The organism is Paenibacillus sp. NPDC058174 (assembly GCF_042883865.1).
GTDB lineage: Bacteria > Bacillota > Bacilli > Paenibacillales > Paenibacillaceae > Pristimantibacillus.
Genome location: NZ_JBHVUY010000001.1, coordinates 28591 through 47184, shown reverse-complemented (window position 1 = coordinate 47184; position 18594 = coordinate 28591). Strand labels below are relative to the sequence as shown.

General features: G+C 48.7%; 11 protein-coding genes. 1 reads left to right on the top strand and 10 read right to left on the bottom strand.

Translation table 11 applies throughout. From position 1 onward, the window contains the following. Positions 1 to 112 precede the first annotated feature (112 nt). The 4 genes from ACFVVF_RS00175 to ACFVVF_RS00160 form a co-directional block, all read right to left on the bottom strand. A complete protein-coding gene (locus tag ACFVVF_RS00175; protein ID WP_387808693.1) occupies positions 113 to 937 on the bottom strand; it encodes a carbohydrate ABC transporter permease in 825 nt (274 codons plus the stop codon). Positions 938 to 955: 18 nt separating this feature from the next. Continuing rightward, complete coding sequence (locus tag ACFVVF_RS00170; protein ID WP_188891857.1) at positions 956 to 1855, bottom strand: carbohydrate ABC transporter permease; 900 nt, start codon at positions 1853 to 1855, stop codon at positions 956 to 958. Between the two features lie 75 nt (positions 1856 to 1930). Further along, positions 1931 to 3226, bottom strand: coding sequence for an ABC transporter substrate-binding protein (locus tag ACFVVF_RS00165; protein WP_387804300.1), 1296 nt, complete (start codon positions 3224 to 3226; stop codon positions 1931 to 1933). Positions 3227 to 3284: 58 nt separating this feature from the next. Further along, positions 3285 to 5378, bottom strand: a complete 2094-nt coding sequence (locus tag ACFVVF_RS00160) for an amylo-alpha-1,6-glucosidase (RefSeq protein ID WP_387804299.1) — start codon at positions 5376 to 5378, stop codon at positions 3285 to 3287. A 218-nt stretch (positions 5379 to 5596) separates the two neighbouring features. Between ACFVVF_RS00160 and ACFVVF_RS00155 the strand changes: the two genes are divergently transcribed. Next, entirely contained in the window at positions 5597 to 6613 is a 1017-nt protein-coding gene (locus tag ACFVVF_RS00155; RefSeq protein WP_387804297.1) for a LacI family DNA-binding transcriptional regulator, read from the top strand. A gap of 71 nt (positions 6614 to 6684) precedes the next feature. Here ACFVVF_RS00155 and ACFVVF_RS00150 read toward each other — a convergent pair whose 3' ends face one another. The 6 genes from ACFVVF_RS00150 to ACFVVF_RS00125 form a co-directional block, all read right to left on the bottom strand. Then, positions 6685 to 9234, bottom strand: coding sequence for a carbohydrate-binding protein (locus tag ACFVVF_RS00150; RefSeq protein WP_387808691.1), 2550 nt, complete (start codon positions 9232 to 9234; stop codon positions 6685 to 6687). 185 nt (positions 9235 to 9419) lie between these two features. Continuing rightward, positions 9420 to 10508, bottom strand: coding sequence for a ribosome small subunit-dependent GTPase A (rsgA, locus tag ACFVVF_RS00145; protein ID WP_387804295.1), 1089 nt, complete (start codon positions 10506 to 10508; stop codon positions 9420 to 9422). A gap of 323 nt (positions 10509 to 10831) precedes the next feature. Further along, a complete protein-coding gene (locus tag ACFVVF_RS00140) occupies positions 10832 to 13954 on the bottom strand; it encodes a carbohydrate-binding protein (protein WP_387804293.1) in 3123 nt (1040 codons plus the stop codon). Positions 13955 to 14653: 699 nt separating this feature from the next. Then, positions 14654 to 15472, bottom strand: coding sequence for an SDR family oxidoreductase (locus tag ACFVVF_RS00135; RefSeq protein ID WP_387804291.1), 819 nt, complete (start codon positions 15470 to 15472; stop codon positions 14654 to 14656). A 174-nt stretch (positions 15473 to 15646) separates the two neighbouring features. Then, positions 15647 to 16225: a TetR/AcrR family transcriptional regulator gene (locus ACFVVF_RS00130; RefSeq protein WP_387804290.1), complete on the bottom strand. Its 579-nt coding sequence runs from the start codon at positions 16223 to 16225 to the stop codon at positions 15647 to 15649. 190 nt (positions 16226 to 16415) lie between these two features. Then, positions 16416 to 17501: an AI-2E family transporter gene (locus tag ACFVVF_RS00125; RefSeq protein ID WP_387804288.1), complete on the bottom strand. Its 1086-nt coding sequence runs from the start codon at positions 17499 to 17501 to the stop codon at positions 16416 to 16418. Positions 17502 to 18594: the final 1093 nt, after the last annotated feature.

The window sequence follows — 18594 nt, the reverse complement described above, 5'->3', positions numbered from 1 at the left end:
AGTACCATTTCATAGGTTTAGGCAGCGTTTTCATTCAAAAGCCCGCCATGCGCAAAAAAAAGACGGTTCTCTTCCATTCCGGAATGAGAGCCGTCTTTTCGTGTTCGTTGTATTACTTGCCGCCCGTAAACGTAATGCCTTTAATAAAGAAACGATTAAAGAAGGCATAGATGAGCAAAGCCGGCAGCGTAAATACCATGGAGGCTGCCATAATATAGTTCCAGTGGCTAATATATTGGCCCTTAAACGTATTAAGACCCAACGTCAGTGTGAACATCGACTTATCCGACATGAACATGAGCGGCTTCAAAAACTCATTCCATGCGCCCATGAAGACGAAGATTGTCTGCGCAGCAAGAGCCGGTACAGCAAGCGGCAACGCGATGCGGAAGAACACCCCGAACCGGTTCAATCCATCCATCGCTGCAGCCTCCTCCAGCTCTTTAGGGAAGCTGAGGAAAAACTGCCGCATCATAAAGATGAACGTCGCATTCGCCATCATTGGCAGTGTCAATGCCGCATAGGTGTTCAGCAAATCAAGCTGCTTCATAATCAAATACGCAGGCACGATAGTCAATTGACCTGGAATCATTTGCACCGCGAGAATGAGCACGAACATAATTTTGTTTCCGGCAAAATCAATCCGGGCCAGCGCATAGCCCGCCATGGAATTGAACAGCGTGTTACACACTGTCGCTACGACGGCAATGAGCGCACTATTATACATCCAGCGCATAAATAGCGGTTCTTTAACGAAAATATCGTAATAGTTCTGCAGCGTAAACTGCTTCGGAATAAAATTGATGCCTCCCGATACGATCTCGCTCAGCGGCTTGAACGAAGAGGACAACGCCCATAGGAAGGGCGCGACCGTAACACAGCCGTAAGCAAACAACAGGAAGTAGAGAATCACTTTGCCCCATTTGGTTTGTTGGATTACCACTTTATCGCCCTCCTAGTTCAGCTTCTCTTCGGCAAACAGCTTGCGCTGAATCAGCGTGACGAGCAAGATGACCGCAGCCAGCATGACTGCCAGCGCTGATGCGTAGCCAAAGTCAAGATTTTTGAATGCATATTGATAGATGAGCAGCGCAACGGTCAAGGTCGAGTTGTTCGGACCGCCGGAGCCTGCCGAGAAAATATACGATTGATCGAATAGCTGGAACGTGCCGATAAAGCCCATGACGACTGTAAAGAAGGTAGCGGGCTTAAGCAGCGGCAGTGTGATGGAAATAAATCTTCTCCATGCGCCTGCCCCGTCGAGCATCGCCGATTCGTAGAGAGCGTCAGGAATATCCTGCAGCGCTGCCAGAAAGACGACCATAAAAAACGGAGCGGTAGACCATATATTCATAAGCATGATCGCCTTCATGGCGACCGCAGGATCTCCAAGCCAGTTGTAGCCGTGCAATCCAATGAATTCAAGCAACCGGTTCAATAAACCGTTCGAATTGTAAATCCACATAAAGATAAGTGATAATACCGCAGAGGATGTAACGGTAGGCATAAAAAAGACGATGCGGAAAAAGTTTTTAAATTTAAGCTTTGCATTTAATATGACTGCCAAAAAGATAGCGCATGCCGTTTGCAGCGGCACAACAAATATTGCAAATGATGCCGTGTTTTTCAGTGCGATCCATGCTCGCTCGTCTCCCGCCATCCGGGAGAAATTGTTGAAGCCGACCCATTTGTAGCTGACATCGCCCAGCAGATTCACTTTATGTCCAGAGAGATAGAGTGAATAAAAGACAGGCAAGAATAAAAAAGTGCCAAGAACTAATATCGTTGGAAGCAGAAACAGATAGCCCGTCGCGTTGTTTCGCAGTTTCTTTTTCCATGAAGAGGCTTGGGACATGCATGCTCTTCTCCTTTCGTTACCAACTCAAAAGTATGGAGGAGGGAGATTTGGCATCTCCCCTCCTCCATCCCCTTATTTCGCTGCTGCGATTTCTTTGTTCGCAGTCGTTTGTGCTTTGTTCATCGCATCCTCAAGCTTCGAGTTGCCCATAAAGGTGTCCACGAATTGATTGTTGAAGTTGCTCATAATTGTCGGAAGCGTCGAACCTGCTTGCCATGGTGTTGCATAGGAAGCACCGGCTACGATTGCTCCGCGTTTCTCATCCTTGTCATAACCAAGCTCTGTTGCGACCGATTTCCGGGTTGGCAGGGCAAAGCCTTTGCTCGTCCAGGTCTTCATGCCTTCTTTGCCTGTCAAGTACGAGATCAGTTCCCAAGCTGCTTCTTTTTTCTTCGATTCTTTGTTCATGACATAAGCAACGGTGAATGCCATCGTTCCTTTTTTGCCATTAATGGTTGGAAGCTCGGCTGTGCCGTAATCCAGGTCCTTGTAGTTCGACTCCAGGAACGGAATCGCCCAGTTTCCTTCGAATACGATGGAAGCTTTGCCTTGGCCGAACATCTCGCCGCCCCATCCAGCGCCTACTTCTTTAGGCTCGCCGGAAGATTTGTCGACATTGTGCATATCCGTAACCAGCTGCAGACCTTTCAGCGCTTCTGGCGAAGCAAACGCCGCGTTTCCTTCCTCGTCTGCCACTTTGCCGCCAAACGCTTGAATCATAAACATTTGACGGGCAAGCTCAGGTGCAACGCCAAAGCCGTAACGAACCGTTTTGTCGCCTTCTTTTTTCGTCAGCTTAACTGCAGCCGCTTGAAGCTCTTCCCATGTAGCTGGCGGAGCCGTAATGCCCGCATCTGCGAAGTCTTTCTTGTTGTAGAACATAGCAAGCGTCGAGGAGTCTTTCGGGAAGCCGTAAGTAACTCCGCCTTGCTTGAACGCATCCAGCATCGGCTGGTCAAAGTCAGCTACGTCAAATTCCGGTGTTACGTAGCTGTCCAGCGGTTCCAGAACGTTGCGCTCGATAAGGCCTGGCGCTTCGAAGGCATCCAGATAGAAGACGTCGGGACCTTCGCCGCCGATAAGTCTCGTCTTGATGACATCCATGTATTGATCGGCGATTACTTCATATTTGACCTTTACGTTCGGGTGCTTGGTCTCAAACTCTTGGATCGTCTGGTTGAGCAGCTCCTGCTCTTCCGGACTTGCGCCCCATCCCGCTAGCGTAACCGTAACGGGCTCTTTTGAACCGTTGCTCCCGGATGTCGATTCCGGTGAGTTAGCGTTTCCTCCGCTTTTGCCGCATGCGGACAATACCAATACTGCAGACAAAATTAAAGCAACAATTGCAAAACCTGATCTTTTCTTCATACCTTAAAACCTCCCTAGTAATGTGAGCTTTATCTATATGAAAAATGTTTCGTGTTGCCTAGGCAATGACCAGCTCATAGCCAGTCGAGTTAGACAGCGTTTCCACGACTGCCCCGTCTTCTCCGCGCGAAATCCGCAAGCTTAACGTACCGTTGCCAATTCGCATATGATCAACCTTCAGCTCGTTCATTCCATCGAGCAGGGACGGCGTGAGTGTGATCCGGCGGTTTAAGCCGTCAGGCTTCAATCCCAGCAGCGATTGCACGAAAGTGAGCGGCGTGCCTGCGGCCCATGCTTGCGGCGAACAAGCTACCGGATAAGGTACCGGCGATCCCAGCGTATCGTCATAACCGCAATAAAGCTCAGGCAATCTGTAATATTCGAAGCCTTCAGCAGCTTTCATCAAGCCCTGCATAACCGTAATCGCTTCTTTCGTGAAGCCGGAGCTGCTTAGTCCAAGCAAGCACATCGAATTGTCATGCGGCCATATGCTTCCGTCGTGATAGCTCATCGGATTATAGCCCGCCGCATCGGTGCTCATTGTCCGGATGCCGTATCCGCCGAACATGTCAGGAGCGACCAGTCTTTCTGCAACTGCCTTAGCCCGCTCCGGCGATGCAATGCCCGACATCAGAATATGTCCCGGGTTGGAAGTAACTGAATCTACACGCTTCTTGTCTTTGTCCAGTGCAATGGCATAGAACTGCTCATCTTCCATCCAGAACTGGCTCTCGAACTTCTCGCGGAGACTCTCTGCTTCTTCTTCCATGCTGTCTGCTTGTGCAGCCAGATCCAGGCTTCTGAATATCGGTGCGAGACGGGTCAATGCCTGATAGACATAACCTTGAACCTCAACGAGCGCGATAGGCGCTTCTGCGTAATCGCCGTTGCTGTGAACGACGGAATCGGCGGAATCCTTCCATCCTTGGTTAGCGATGCCTTTGGAAGACTTCTGATAGTATTCAACAAACGCATCATTGTCATAATCGCCGTATTCTTTAATCCAAGCGAGCGCTTCGTTCAAATGCGGCATTAGCGAGACGATAAAATCGCTGTCACCAGTCCAGTGATAGTATTCGGCTGCCAGCAGCAAAAACAGCGGCGTCGCATCTATCGTTCCGTAATAAGGGGTAAACGGCACTTGGTTCGTTCCGGCCAGCTCGCCGTAACGAATTTCATGCATCACCTTGCCCGGCTCCTCATCCCGCCACTCATCCTCTTTCTTGCCTTGATAAGCCGCCAGCGTCAGCAGCGTACCTTTGGCAATCTCCGGATTAAGCGACAGCATCTGCAGCGCGGCAATCAAGCTGTCACGGCCGAACGGCACGGAATACCAAGGCAAGCCCGCTACCGGAAATGAGCCGTAGCCTATATCGGTAAGCAATACACGCAAATCCTGAACGCCCCGGAAATAAAGCTTGTCAAACAGTGCGTTATCACTGCTCACGACCGTTGTCGAACCGTTCCACTCCGCATAGGATTGTCTAAGCTTTTCCATCGCATACTGCGGCTCATGCTGCTCAGGGGCTGCTCCATCCACAACGGGAGCGACAAAGAAAGTAATAGACGCCGATTCCCGGTGATTCAGCGCTACATCGAAATGCAGCTCGCCGTTTTCGTTCGTGCGGCTTTCCGCTGTATCCCATTTGATTTTCGTTTCTCTGCGGACGCCATCGGCACCGTTATAGCCAATCGTTCTTTGGCGTTCGCCTTGCTCTTCGCCTGATTTGCTGCCCAGGTCTCCGTGCTGGAAGCCGCGAACAACGAACATGTCGGCAAAGTCCGCATCAAGAAGCACCGAGAAATCGAATTGAATCGCTTTGGGAAAATAGCTCGTCAATTTGAACGTTTCATAAAGTCCTCCGTCATAAATAAAACGGGTGCGTTCGATTTCGACCGATTCTCTCCATAGAATCAGTTCGCCGTTCTCCTCCATATGCGGATTGGTCAAACGAATCGTTGAAATATAGTTTTCATCGGCAGCGGAGGACAACAGAATCGGGCTCCGTCCGTTAATCCGGATTTCCATTCTGCTAAGGAAACGCGTGTCCTTCGTGTACAGTCCCAGACCGGAAGTATCACCTTGCGGAATGTCGCCGTTTTTGTCCGTCGTTAGAAACAGGTCGTTCTCTTTGATGACTCGATAATCCAAGCTTTCCCCTCTTTTCTTGCTGTAACAGCTATTTAATCACGAGCATCCGAAACGTTTCGGATCAACGTCAAAAAAATGGGCATCCCGTTATGAAAATGGCGCCAGCAAACTTTCCAAAACGTTTCGGATGCGTTATAATGTGAATTATAGATCATGATGAAAGCATTTACAACCCCGAATTTATATTTTAATTTTTTTAACGATTTTGGAGGTATTCGATGGTCACCATTAAAGACATTGCCAAATCAGCAGGCGTATCCGTTACGACGGTATCCCGCGCCTTGAATGGATATGACGACGTGAACGAAGGTACGCGGCTCAAAATCAAGACGATCGCCGATGAATTAGGCTATAGTCCCAACATGGCTGCAAGGTCGCTCATTTCGAAAAAAACGAAAACGCTCGGCTTGCTGTTATCCAACATTACGCGTGACAGCAGCAAAGACAATATCGCCTATGAGGTGCTGTGCGGCATCAATGACCGCTCCGGTGAGCTGGACTACGATCTCGTCTTATTCAGCACGACGCCGCAGAAGCAGTCCATCAAATCCTACAAAACGTTATGCCAGGAACGCGGTGTCGACGGCGTTATCATTATGGGGATCAGGCTCGACGACCCTTACTTGAAAGAAATCGTATCCTCGGAAATTCCTTGCATTCTTATTGATATTACTCTCCAAGGACCGAACGTAGCATACGTCACATCCGATAATACGAACGGCGCTCTCGCTGCGGTCAACCATTTGCTTGATTATGGACATCGCCAGATTGCGATGATTAATGGGCATGCCCAAGCCGACGTCAGCTTGCTTCGTCTCGAAGGCTACCGCAAAGCGCTAGATCAAGCCGGTATGGTGTTTGACGAAACACTCGTCCTGAACGGTCAGTTTTCTGAGCAAGGCGGCAAGGAAGCGGTCCGCCGGATTATGACAGAACGGCCGGAAGTGACGGCTATCTTTTGCGCAAGCGATCTGATGGCGCTCGGTGCGCTGCAAGGCGTGAAGGAAATGGGCAAAAAAGTGCCGGATGACATCTCCATTATCGGCTTCGACAACATTGATCTGACCGCCTACTGCACGCCGGCGCTTTCCACTGTCCATCAGTTCAAATATGAGCTGGGCACTGCAGCCGCTCAGGTGCTTATCGATCTGCTGGAGGGCAAAGACGTATCGCATCATGTCATGCTGGCTACTGATGTCATTCAACGGGAAAGCGTCCGCAGACTGGAACTATAATTTCGATATCGCTATACAAAAGAAGTCCGGAGCGAATGATTGCTCCGGACTTCCTTTGTTCAACCCCCGCTCTATTGACTAACCTGGATTTGATCCAGATTAATGAGTCCGTTATCGCCGGCATCGAATTTATACATAATCGTGTTGTTGCCTGCTTGCAGATTCAGGCTTTCTGATTTCGTTCCCCAGCTGTCCCAATTCGCCAGAGCCGTCAACGAAGTTTGCTTGATCTTGACGCCGTTGACATAAATACTTACCGTCCTTGTGCTGCCCGAACCATTCGCGTAGCGAAGCACGGTATTATAGTTTCCTGCCGCCGATACGTTAACCGCAAATGCAGTAGAAGCTCCTGCAGATTCATAACCCGCTACAAAACCGCTGCCATAATAACCGGCATGGTCATTCATCACTCTAGCCCCGCCGCCTAAGGTCGCATATTCCGCCTGATAAATAAAGGATACCGGCGCGGATGAGGCCGCGAAATCCATCCAGTTGAAGTTAAAGCCGCCGGTTGGCGCTTGAATCCGGAGAACCTGATAACCGGCCTGCAGACTGACCGTCTGCGTAATCGTCTGATAGTTTTGCCAGCCGCCCGTATTCGGAACCGCAATCGTCGCCAGCACCGAACCGGCGCCGTCAAGCAGCCGGATTTGACCGGTGCTGTTCGGGCTTGCTACCCGCAGCGATACGGTATATGCGCTGCTGTTCTGCACCTGTACGCCATAATCGAGCCAGTCTCCATTATCGATCCAGCCAACGTTCAAGCCGCCCCCGGCATCACTTGTCGGCTCCGTCTGAATGCCGAGCATGCCGATATAGCTCTCCGCTTCGATTTTACCCGGAATCGTTGCTCCGCTGGCAGATGGAGCGCTAACATGAATCCGATCCAGATTAACCGGACCGCTATCCCCTGCATCGTATACATAGGCAATCGTATTGCTGCCAGCCTGCAGCTTCAGCGTCTCTGCTTTGGTCCCCCAGCTGTTCCAATTCGACAAAGCCGCAAGCGCTGTCTGTTTGATTTTAACCCCGTTTACATAGACGCTTAATGATCTGGACGCCCCAGAGCCATTGGCATAACGCAAGGTTACATCATAATTGGCAAGTGCCGGAGCCTGTACCGTAAATTTCGTGGATGCGCCCTGGAACTCATAGCCTGCTACAAAGCCTGTGCCGGTATAGCCTGTATGGTCGGACATTACTTTAGCGCCGCCAGACAATACCGCTTGCTCGGCTTCGTATTCATTGCTTTGCTCACCTGTAGTAGTCGAAGGTGATAGCGTGATCGAATATGCATCCATTGCATAAAGCCATGGAATCGTGATCTGGATGGATTGGCTCGTCACTGCCGCATCGAACACTTGCACAACATCAGGCGCAGTGACAGGATCGACATTATGAATGCGAGAGACGGTTACCCTTACTTTGCCATTCGCGCCAACCAGATAGGATGCCGTATTCAGATTGTTGATGCTGACATCCACATTGCCGATATAACCGCCTCTGTTGCCTAGCAGAATACGACCAGATTGCTGAGCTGCATCCTTGCTTGCAACACCGTCAATTTTCGCCGAAGGTACAGTGGCAACGAGTGTTCCTGTCATATCGGCGTAGCTCTTATACGTCCACCACTGCCCTTTCTTTTGCGAGTCCGGCGTCAGTATATCATCCAGCAGCCCCTGGTCACAGCAATGATCCCAGATAGCATGATTCGCGCCGAGAACTCCAGATTTCTCTAAACGTGCCAAATACCATGCGGTGTAGCCTGCATTTTGCTCCCCAGGCCAAATATATTCACCGATCGTAAAACCATTAATCGACGTGATGTTTTTAGCATTGAGCAAATTTTGCGCCGTTTGAACATCAGCCACAGGGTCAGCGCTGAAATGCCAGTCGAGAATATCCGGCAGCGCATTGTTGTTCTTCGCATAATCCAGCCAATTGCTCAGTTGAGTCGCATTAAAGCCGCCGTATCCGGGGCCAACGATGACTGCATTGGGATCCAGTGAGCGGATAAGCTGGACGCTTCGCTTCCACATCTCGAAATATTGCGCTTCCGATCTAGGCCAGAAATAGGCGCCGTCGGGCTCATTCCAGATGTCATATCTGGCATTCGTCATATTGTTCGCGATTTTATCATTCACAAGCTGGGTGATAAATTGGTTCCATGAGGTCCAGCTGCCATTGTCGCCCGGAAATATCGGATCGTTATTGTTCGGTATCGTCCTTCCGTCAGAGCCCCAAATATCGCTGACAAGAATCTGATAAGTCGCTCCAAGCGCGTTTACCCGGTTGTACTGATTTTTTACCGAATTGAATCTCGGCAAGTAGCCGTTATAGCCGCCTACCGCCCATGCGCCGCCGTTCAGTCCCGCGCCGCCGCCGCGGAACAGCTTCGGCTTGAGATCGGATAGCAGCGCTCCGCTGGGAGCGCTTCCATTTTCGCTTAGGCCATAGAGAAATCCTGTCCCCCGATAGGTAGGCGCGCCTAGGGTCTGGCTCATGTCGATCGATACCGACTCCGCAGCCGCCTGTACAGGCTGGGCAACGAACAGCGACGGAATGAGCATTCCGATCGTAAGAACTGCCGCCACCGCCTTCTTCGTTTTGTTGCGAATCATTGCTTTCAAACTACATCACTCCTTATCGTTTGATTGTAGACAGTTTCAGTGTAGCGAAATGAAAGCGCTTTATATATTCTAATTATTTAAAAAAGGTGGACGAAATTAAGCTTGTTTACATAGAAGGCAGCAATTCGGCATGAGAAAAGCCCCCGCTTTCGCGGGAGCCTAATAACAGCGTGAAGTCAGAACTTTTCTTTTCGCCCTTTTTTCTGCTTCTTTAATTGCTTGGAGAAGGCTTTGGAGGCTTGCCATTTCTCATACAGATAGCGGCTTTTGACCTTATCAAAGGCTGATTCCTTCAACAGCTTTCTATATTTGGCTAGCCGGTCAGGCGTAAGCCTGCCCTCCTCCAGCGCGCGCTTGACGGCGCAGCCCGTCTCCTGCTCATGCCGGCAGTCCTTAAATTTGCACTGCAGCTGCAGCTCTTCCAGATCGGCAAATTGCTCCGATACGGATTCTGCCGCATCCGCGATTCCGACCTCCCGCAGCCCTGGCGTATCCAGATACAAGCCGCCGCCCGGAAGAACGATCATTTGCCGGTGTACGGTCGTATGACGCCCCCTGTCATCGCTTGCCCGGACTTCCGAAGTCTCCATGACTGCCTCGCCGAACAAAGCGTTCACCAGACTGGATTTTCCCACACCGGATGAGCCAAGTGCGATCACTGTTTTTCCCTTCCCAAAGTACGGATGCAATTGCTCCATCCCTATCTTTTCTTGGGCGCTGACGGTATAGACAGGAATACCCGGACACACCGCTTCACAGATTACCGCTTGGCTGCCCGGATCATCGCACAGATCCGCCTTCGTCAGCACAACAGCAATATCCGCCCCGCTTTCCCTTGCCATAATGACATACCGCTCCAAGCGGGTAAGATTGAAATCGCGATTGAGCGCCATGCAAATAAATATCGTATCGAAGTTAGCCGCCAACACCTGCAATTCGCTTTTGTCAAAGTTGTTCCTGCGGTAAAACATCGTCTTGCGGGGCATCAGCTCATGAATAACCGCCCGGTCCTTCTCTTCCGACACTTTCACCCGTACGTAGTCGCCAACTACAGGGAAGCCTCCTGCTGCACCGTTTGCGAAAAGGTATTTTCCGGACAAATGCGAGATTATTTCACCGTGAGCCGTTGCCGCTTGATAGTAGTTTTTATGCTGGGCAATTATTCTTGCCGGCTCCAAATGCAGCTGCCGCTCCGGCAATTCTGTGAGGGCGCTGTTACCTTCATTTTCCGTATATCCGTACTGCTCCAATAAGTTTTCCTTCACTGTTTCGATCAAGCTCCTTCGCCTGTTTGTTTGATGAGTACGACAAAAAGAGCCCGGGACACTCCGCATGCCCGGACTCTACGCGCTGTCAAAACAGACATAGAAAATCCCGGACTATACTGCCCGGGCTCATCGTCGCTCGAAAATTACGTTCAAAAATCCGATCGATGGAATGAGTGGCAGCTGTCTACATTGTCTAACCATCCAAGTGTAAAGTTTGTCATTGTGACCAGCTCCCTTCATTCATTAGTGAAGTTATCATACCATTTTATTCCTAATCTGTCTAGCTGTTGTTTATCCGGTCAACCTGCACTGCGTCTTCCTTAACTAATAACAATATAATCAATATTACAGCATGAATGAGCGCCGTTTACCGTCTTATCCGCACTGTCAATTTGGAATTTCACACTACCGCTGACAGGTACATTTACCGTTAATGTACGATAGTCAGTCCAGCCCGCTGTAGCAGGGAAGGTAACGGTCTGAATTTTGCTGCCATTGACGTACAGACTGGCCTGTTTGGCCGATGAATTGCCATTCGAATAACGGATTGATAATGTGCTTCCTGAGACGACCGGTGTAACATTAACATAATCGCCAATATTGTCAAAGTAGCCGATGTTGTGCCCATTCGATGCGGAGCTAAGATTTTCAATAACGACGCCGTTTAATGCCGCATTTTCTGCCTCGTACCTGGTTGCTTTTTTAAAGGTGAACCAGTCTATACTGCCAAAACCGATTCCGCTGCCCTTGGCGACAAGGAATAGATTATGAACACCGCTAGCACCTGATACGTCTGCAGTCTGCGTCTGGAACGAAGTCCAGCCTCCTGTATCGCTGAATGTGAAGGTGCCGATCAGCGGACCCGTCTTGCTGTCCAATCTCAACTCGATTTGTTTGCCGGCATAACCCGGATCAACAGCAGCACTAGCTTGAAATTGATTCAGCTCTCCGTTGCCAAAATCAATGTTGTTATAACTAATCCAGTCACCCTCATCAATCCAGCCTAAATAGGCTCCTGTACCGCCGTTGCCAGCCTGAACACCATGTGAGGTGCTGTAATATTCAGCTTGGATTGCAGAGGCTGCTGTTGTCGAGAATGTAAACCAATCCACATTGGCAACCCCGCTGCCTTTCGGAACAAGGAACAGATCATGCACACCGCTTGCGCCTGATATGGACGCCGTCTGCGTCGTGAACGTATTCCAGCCTCCCGTATTGCTAATTGTGATTGTACCGATTAATGTTCCTGTTATGCTGTCCAGCCGCAATTCAAGCTGTTTGCCAGCATTGGCAGGGTCTACTGCAGCACTGACATGGATCCCATTAACTGAATTACCCGTACCGAAGTCGATATTGTCGTATCGGAGCCAATCTCCGTTATCAAGTGACCCCACATAGACCCCGGCCCCCACGCTATAGGTGTGAGTTCCCTGTTCAGCACTGTAGCTTTCGGCTTCGATAATCGATGTTGCTGACGTCGGAATGACTACAGGTGTCAAATTTGCACCTAACCACCCGCCGGCAGCATTTCCGGCATTAATGATTGTGTTACGCAGCAGGTCATAGCCGGCCGGCTTATTCGTCGCACTAATCGAATTGTTAATAGAAGCATTGGTCGAATTTCCCGATATATCCAAGAGCAAATCGCCAGGGCTCCAAAAAATGTTATTCGTTGCCGTAAGATAGGCAGTAGCCAGATCGAAATAGAGTGAAACCCCTTTGTTCAAAGGACTCGTTCCTACATTCTGATCCCATAAAATGTCCGCTCCCGCTGCCCAAGTATAGAGGGCGCCCCCATCATGCATCGATTCCATATAATTGTCCAGAATGTTGTACTGAATCAGATTATCGCCTGAGTGCAAGTAAGGGATATTTGAATATTGATCATATGGCCGGTGTGCAGCCACCTCTGTCCATCTCGCTTGATAGATCGCCTGATTGTTCCCATACGAGTCGGTAGTGTCTATCACAGAAGGATCATTCATTTGAAAATGCGGCATGCCGACAATCGAGATGCTGGCATAAGGGCTGTCATGAAAATAATTGTACCGCACCGTATTATGATTACTGCCGTAAATCGATAAAGGTCCAGAATGCATATAGTCTAGCCCCATATCATGAATGTGATTTCGTTCGATAATATGATTTTTATTTACATCTACGTCCCCGGGGCCGTATCCCGTTATCTGGATGCCTCCTGAGGAGGAATACGCGATTTCATTGCGAGTTAGCGTCACATTTTGCGCATAGTGATCGAGTGCAATGCCTTGCGAACCAGAGTATGCAATGAGATTGCTGTCCATGACAATATGGCTTACCCCTTGCATATAGATCATGGCATCCGGATTCTCGGCGTTCCGCACCAGCCAATCCGGATTGTATTGATCCTCTGGCGTACGATCCGAATACATGAAGTGAAGATTCCGGAATTCCACATACTCGACTTGTTTGGCCCAGTTCTGCGCTTCCTCATCCCCTTGCAGACGTACAATTTCGTTTAACTTGGGTGCAAAAACAGTCTTCCCGCTCATTGTGCCGTCAGTTGGCCAGTAGTACACTTTTCCGGCAGCGGAGTCGACAACCCATTCTCCTGCTTGATCAAGTACCGGAAGCGCATTGCGCAAATTATAGTAACCGCCATCCAGCGAGAGCATGTCCGCATATTGCACGGGAGCCTTGCTTTGAAGCTTGGCCGTATGGTTAGCGGGATTAACCGAATCGATCGGTGCTACAATATTCCACCACCATGCTGTAGTCATCGCAATCTCGGCATCTCTGTTGCCCGGTACATGGTTAAGAGCTCCTGCAGGAAAAGTAATGGATCGGCCGGACGAACTTGGGCTGCCCGCTGTAGTAAGACGCGGCCACGCTGTCCAGTCGGGGCTTTGTACCGTCTTTGCTACAGGCTGGCTAACCTCGTTGACAAACATGGAGTGAAACCTCCAGCCCGGCGATATATCCGCCACAAATACATGACCGCGAGCCGAAGCAGGGAGACCCGCTGGATAAGGGCTGCCCAGCAAGCTCCACCCTGTTATTTCCTGCTTGCCTGTAATGACTGCAGTTTCTCCCGGGTATGATTGATAGACAATCGGCGAGCCTGCGCTGCCCGAATCTTCGGGCGTTAATATAAATGTCGCAGACTGATTATACTCCCCGCCTCTTAAATAGACGGTAACCCCTCCCGCCGGAAGACCGCTGGCCGTTTTCAAAGCTCGAATTGCATATTGTGCTCCAGCAAGGGTAGCAAAGGGCTGAGACAATGTGCCAGGATTCGAATCATTTCCGTCGGCCGCCACATAGAACGAGATGCCGGAGCTTGCTTGTGCTTGTCCAGCATAGGAAGCTAATGAGCCTGTAAATGTGAAAACAATTAATAATAATACGAGCGACAACCTCTTTAGCTGGTACGCCAATCCCTGATAAGAGAAGCTTACTGTCATTTCAATTCCTCCTATAATTTTTTCTGACTCCCCTGCCTGAAAAGTAAATATGATTGACGATCACCTCAAGAACTATGGAATTCAGTTTTTGTTAGATTTCACCCCCTTTCATTTGAAAGCGCATTCATAAATGGTTGAAATAAGTCGGCCGAAACTCACCCCCTTCACTGATTTTAAGGGATTCAGATCACTTTGATGGGCCTACCGAGGCGAAAGACTCGCTGACAATGAAAACTTACATTTTATAAAAAAGGCTATAACGCTAGGTAGCGGCTTGAACTTTTTAGATTTAAAAGATGAACAGGAAAGATGCAGAATGCAGCAGCAAGAGTCGTAAGGCATTTATTTAATTGCTGCTCTGCGGGAAAATGTTGGGGTACACACATGATGTAGGGGTTTAAGTTGAGCGGCTGAACTGTGCAGCTGTCTCCTGTTTTCCGAGGCAATTCATATGTTTATGCTACACAATGGAAGTTGCAAAATACATGCACAGAACAATAAAAACATGATCTATTCTTCAGAGTCCTTGCAATATTAAAAGACAGCTTTAGATCGAATTGAACAAAGTTTAGACAAGATGATTTATTCTACACGAGAATTGTAGAGCTCCGGTCAACGACCTGCATTATTGTAAAAGCTGCAAAAAAAAGCCTCCTTTCCTGTAACGGATAGGAGGCAAAATCAAATCATCTATTCGTCTTATTTGTAATTAGCGGCGATCGTCTCCAAATACTCTTCAATCGGCATCGAGTTGCGCATCGCTACCAGTCCATTGCTTGCCTCACCGACAAGCGTCCTGAATTTCCGGCTTTCTCCTGTAGCCAGGGACGCGATCGCATCTACGATGATTTGCGGATCATCCTGCGGTTCGTCCAGCGATTGGCTGAACCTTTCCTTCACCTTATCGGTAATCGCATCGTAATCAGTAATCTCTTCATCTTGACTCCAAATAATGCTGCTGTTGAAGCTGTTGCCGGAAGAGCCGCCTTGCTCCACCAGTCTCAGCTCAATGTTCAGCGGCTTCAGCTCATAATAAAGCCCTTCGATCAAGCCTTCCAGCGCGAACTTCGACATGTTGTACAATGAGCCGGCCGGCACCGCTGTTGTCAGTCCCATTAAGGAGCTAATGTTAATAAACATGCCGCCTTTCCGCGAACGGAAATGAGGCAGGAACGCCCGGATAACATTAATCGGTCCTCTAACATTAACCGCGAACTGCCAGTCAATCGCATCCTCTTCCGCCAGCTCTAATGGTCCATAAGCGCCCATACCGGCATTGTTGACAACCACATCAATCTGGCCAAAAGCTTGAATGGCATCCGCAACGGCTGCTTTCACTTGGGCTTTATCCGTCACATCCAGCTTGAATATTTTAATATTATCGTACTTCAGCAGCTCCTCTTCCTTCTCCGGTGAGCGCATCGTTGCCGCTACATTCCAGCCTTGTTTTGCAAAATGAATCGCCGTCAGTTTGCCCAGTCCGCTGCTTGTGCCTGTAATAAAAATCGTTTTGCTCATTTTCTTTTCCTCCTCGAATGATTGCATAATGATTAAATAAATAAGTGATTCGAATAATAGAGCGGCAAAACTTTAATCGAAATGACCGTGAAGCTGAAATGACGAGTTAGATCGAACGTTCATTCTAATTTTGTGAAAAGAAAAAACCGCATTCATTGCAGTCCTTTCGTCACATTATCGGCTTACTGCTTTCCAGCTGGAATCAATCACGCTCTGAATCGTTTCTTCATTTAAGTTGAAATAGCCTTCGAGATGCCCCTTCACCAAATAAACAATTGAGCCATAATTCATCTGAACCATCTGTTTCGGCTCCATATCCATCATCAGCCCTTGGCCGATTGCATCCGCATAGAGCTTAGCTAACCGTCCGCACCAGCCCCCTGCGTATGCCTCTTGCTTCGAAGAATCATAAATATAGGGCGAGAACGAATATTGCTCAATAAATTGAAAGCCTAGCGGATAGGTCATACAAAGCTCGAATACTTTTTTCCAAGCACGCTCAAAACGTACCCGAACCGGTTCATCCGTATCGAGACCGTTCGTGACAAACTCCCCGTTGAACTTCACGATCCCTTTGTACAGCTCATTAATAATATCTTCCTTGCTGGAAAAATAATGATAAATGCTGCCTGTCGACACGCCGGATTGTTTGGCGATAAGCGCCATGGACGTAGCCTGAAGCTCTTTCTCATTGATGATTTGCAGCGTCGTTTGCAATACCGCTTGCTGTACTTTGTTGTATTTTTCAAACATAGGTGCACCTCCTTGCCTTAGATTCAACAGAAACGAAGATTGTATCGAACGTTCATTCTAATCATAGTGATGATGTTGTCTGTTGTCAAGACTAGCGAGCGACGTGCTGCTCCCTGTGCGTAATGCTGCGGCGGATTCTGCACCGCCAATGAAGTCTGCATAGCACTAGCAGCCTGTCTGGCGACGCTTTTTAGAGCGCCTCCCAGCGCTTTTGAATATACAGGCGATATATTTTTACGGCGATGATCTTGATGATCATATAGACCGGAATGACGAGTAGTATGCCCACCATGCCTGCCAGATCGCCGCCCACCAATACGAGTATTATTGTCGTAAGCGGATGAATGTCCAATTGCTTGCGGTAAACATAAGGTGCAATAAGATTATCCTGTATTTGCTGCGCCACGAAAATGATGACTAGCGACCAGATTGCGATGGATGGCGACTCAATAAAACCAATGATAACGATTGGAATCGTCGATAGAAAGGAACCGATAAACGGGATAAAATTCAAAATAACCGCTACCGCAGTAAGCAGCAGCGCATACGGCAAACCGATCAGCAGAAAGCCGGGATACATGAGTACGCCCAGCGCTAAATTAATGAGCACCTTGCCCACGATAAATCCGCTGAGCGAATGATCGATTTCTGTGACAACCTCCGCGGTATCTTTCTGAAATCGGGCTGGCATGAGTTTAATTATACGACTGCTGAATTTCCCGCTGTCCTTCAGCATATAGAACAAAATAACCGGGAAAATTGCGATAACGATAGCAATACTCGAAATAACAGCTACCGCGTTCGATATATAATTGGTGACGAAAGTAAAGCCCTTATTCAAGTAGTCCGTCATTTGCGACAGCGGATTTCCGCCTTCAGGAAACCATCGGCTCCATTTTCCGTTTTGCTCGATTTCCTGCAGCTGCTTACTTAAGGAGGCGAATAAATCCGGTGCATCTTCAACTAGAGTAAGTAATTGACTGCGCAACGACGGCCATACGATTACAGCAAACCCAGCAAAAATTAGTGCAATCATCGCATAGATGATGATGACGGCAAGCGTCCGCTTCAGATTTTTCCGCTCCATCCAGTTAACGAGCGGCCGCAGTAAGTAATAAAAAAATACCGACAGCATCAAAGGCACGGTCATGATCGCAATCAATGATGCGATGGGTTTGAACAGAAAATCAACTAACGATCCCATATAGATGATCGCCAATACGAGTAATACGGCTACGCTTATTTTTATAAAAGCATTCAGCTTGTCCTTTTCCATATGTTTTCCCCTTTGTCCGCCAATATGTTTAGCATATGTACCCTGTTTTCTCTGGTCTGAATCAGGGGAAGCAGTGCCTTGTACTGCCTAGGCATCTGGCTATAACGAGCGGATTCGGACTAGAGTAAAACTAACTTCAATTCACTGCTGCAACATAACTGGCTTCGCTAAAAGGCTAGGGGACAACTTCAACTGTAACAACTTCAACTTTACTTTTTAAATCAACTGTTCTCACACTGATCTGAGTGAAAATGCTTCGCCGAAATATTACTGGTCGAGGCGCAAACTGGTGCGTTATGCGCGGCAAGTAAGAGGTAACCGGTCACTTTTTGCTGCAACGAAGCTGCTTCGCTATTTTGCGAAGCAAAGTTCACTGTAATGACCTCGATCGCCAGGTAATTTGCAAATAGCGAAGTGATTTTCGCTACTCGAGAACCTAGATTCTCCAACTGCGAAATTTGCTTCGCTCGGCTGCTGAAGCCAGCCTCAACTTACTGCTCCAGCGAAGTTAAGTTCGCAAAATTGCGAACCTGCTTCGCTCTAGACTAAAACCAACCCAACTCCCCTGCTACAGCGAAATTATGTTCGCTATATTGCGAAGCTGCTTCGTTCGGCACTGCCCGCCAGCCTCAACTTGATGCTCTAATGAAGTTAGGTTCGCAAAATTGCGAACCTGCTTCGCCGAAATGTTACTGGTCAAGGCGCAAACTGGTGCGATATGAGCCGAAAGTAAGAGGTAACCGTTCACTTTTTGCTGCAACGAAGCTGCTTCGCTATTTTGCGAAGCAAAGTTCGCTGTAATGACCTCGATCGCCAGGTAATTTGCAAATAACGAAGTGATCTTCGCTACTCGTGAACCTAGGTTCTCCAACTGCGAAATTTGCTTCGCTCGGCTGTTGAGACCAGTCTCAACTTACTGCTACAGCGAAGTTAAGTTCGCTATATTGCGAACCTGCTTCGCTCTAGACTAAAACCAACCTAACTTCCCTACTACAGCGAAGTTAGGTTCGCAAAATTGCGAACCTGCTTCGCCGAAATGTTACTGGTCAAGGCGCAAACTGGTGCGATATGAGCCGAAAGTAAGAGGTAACCG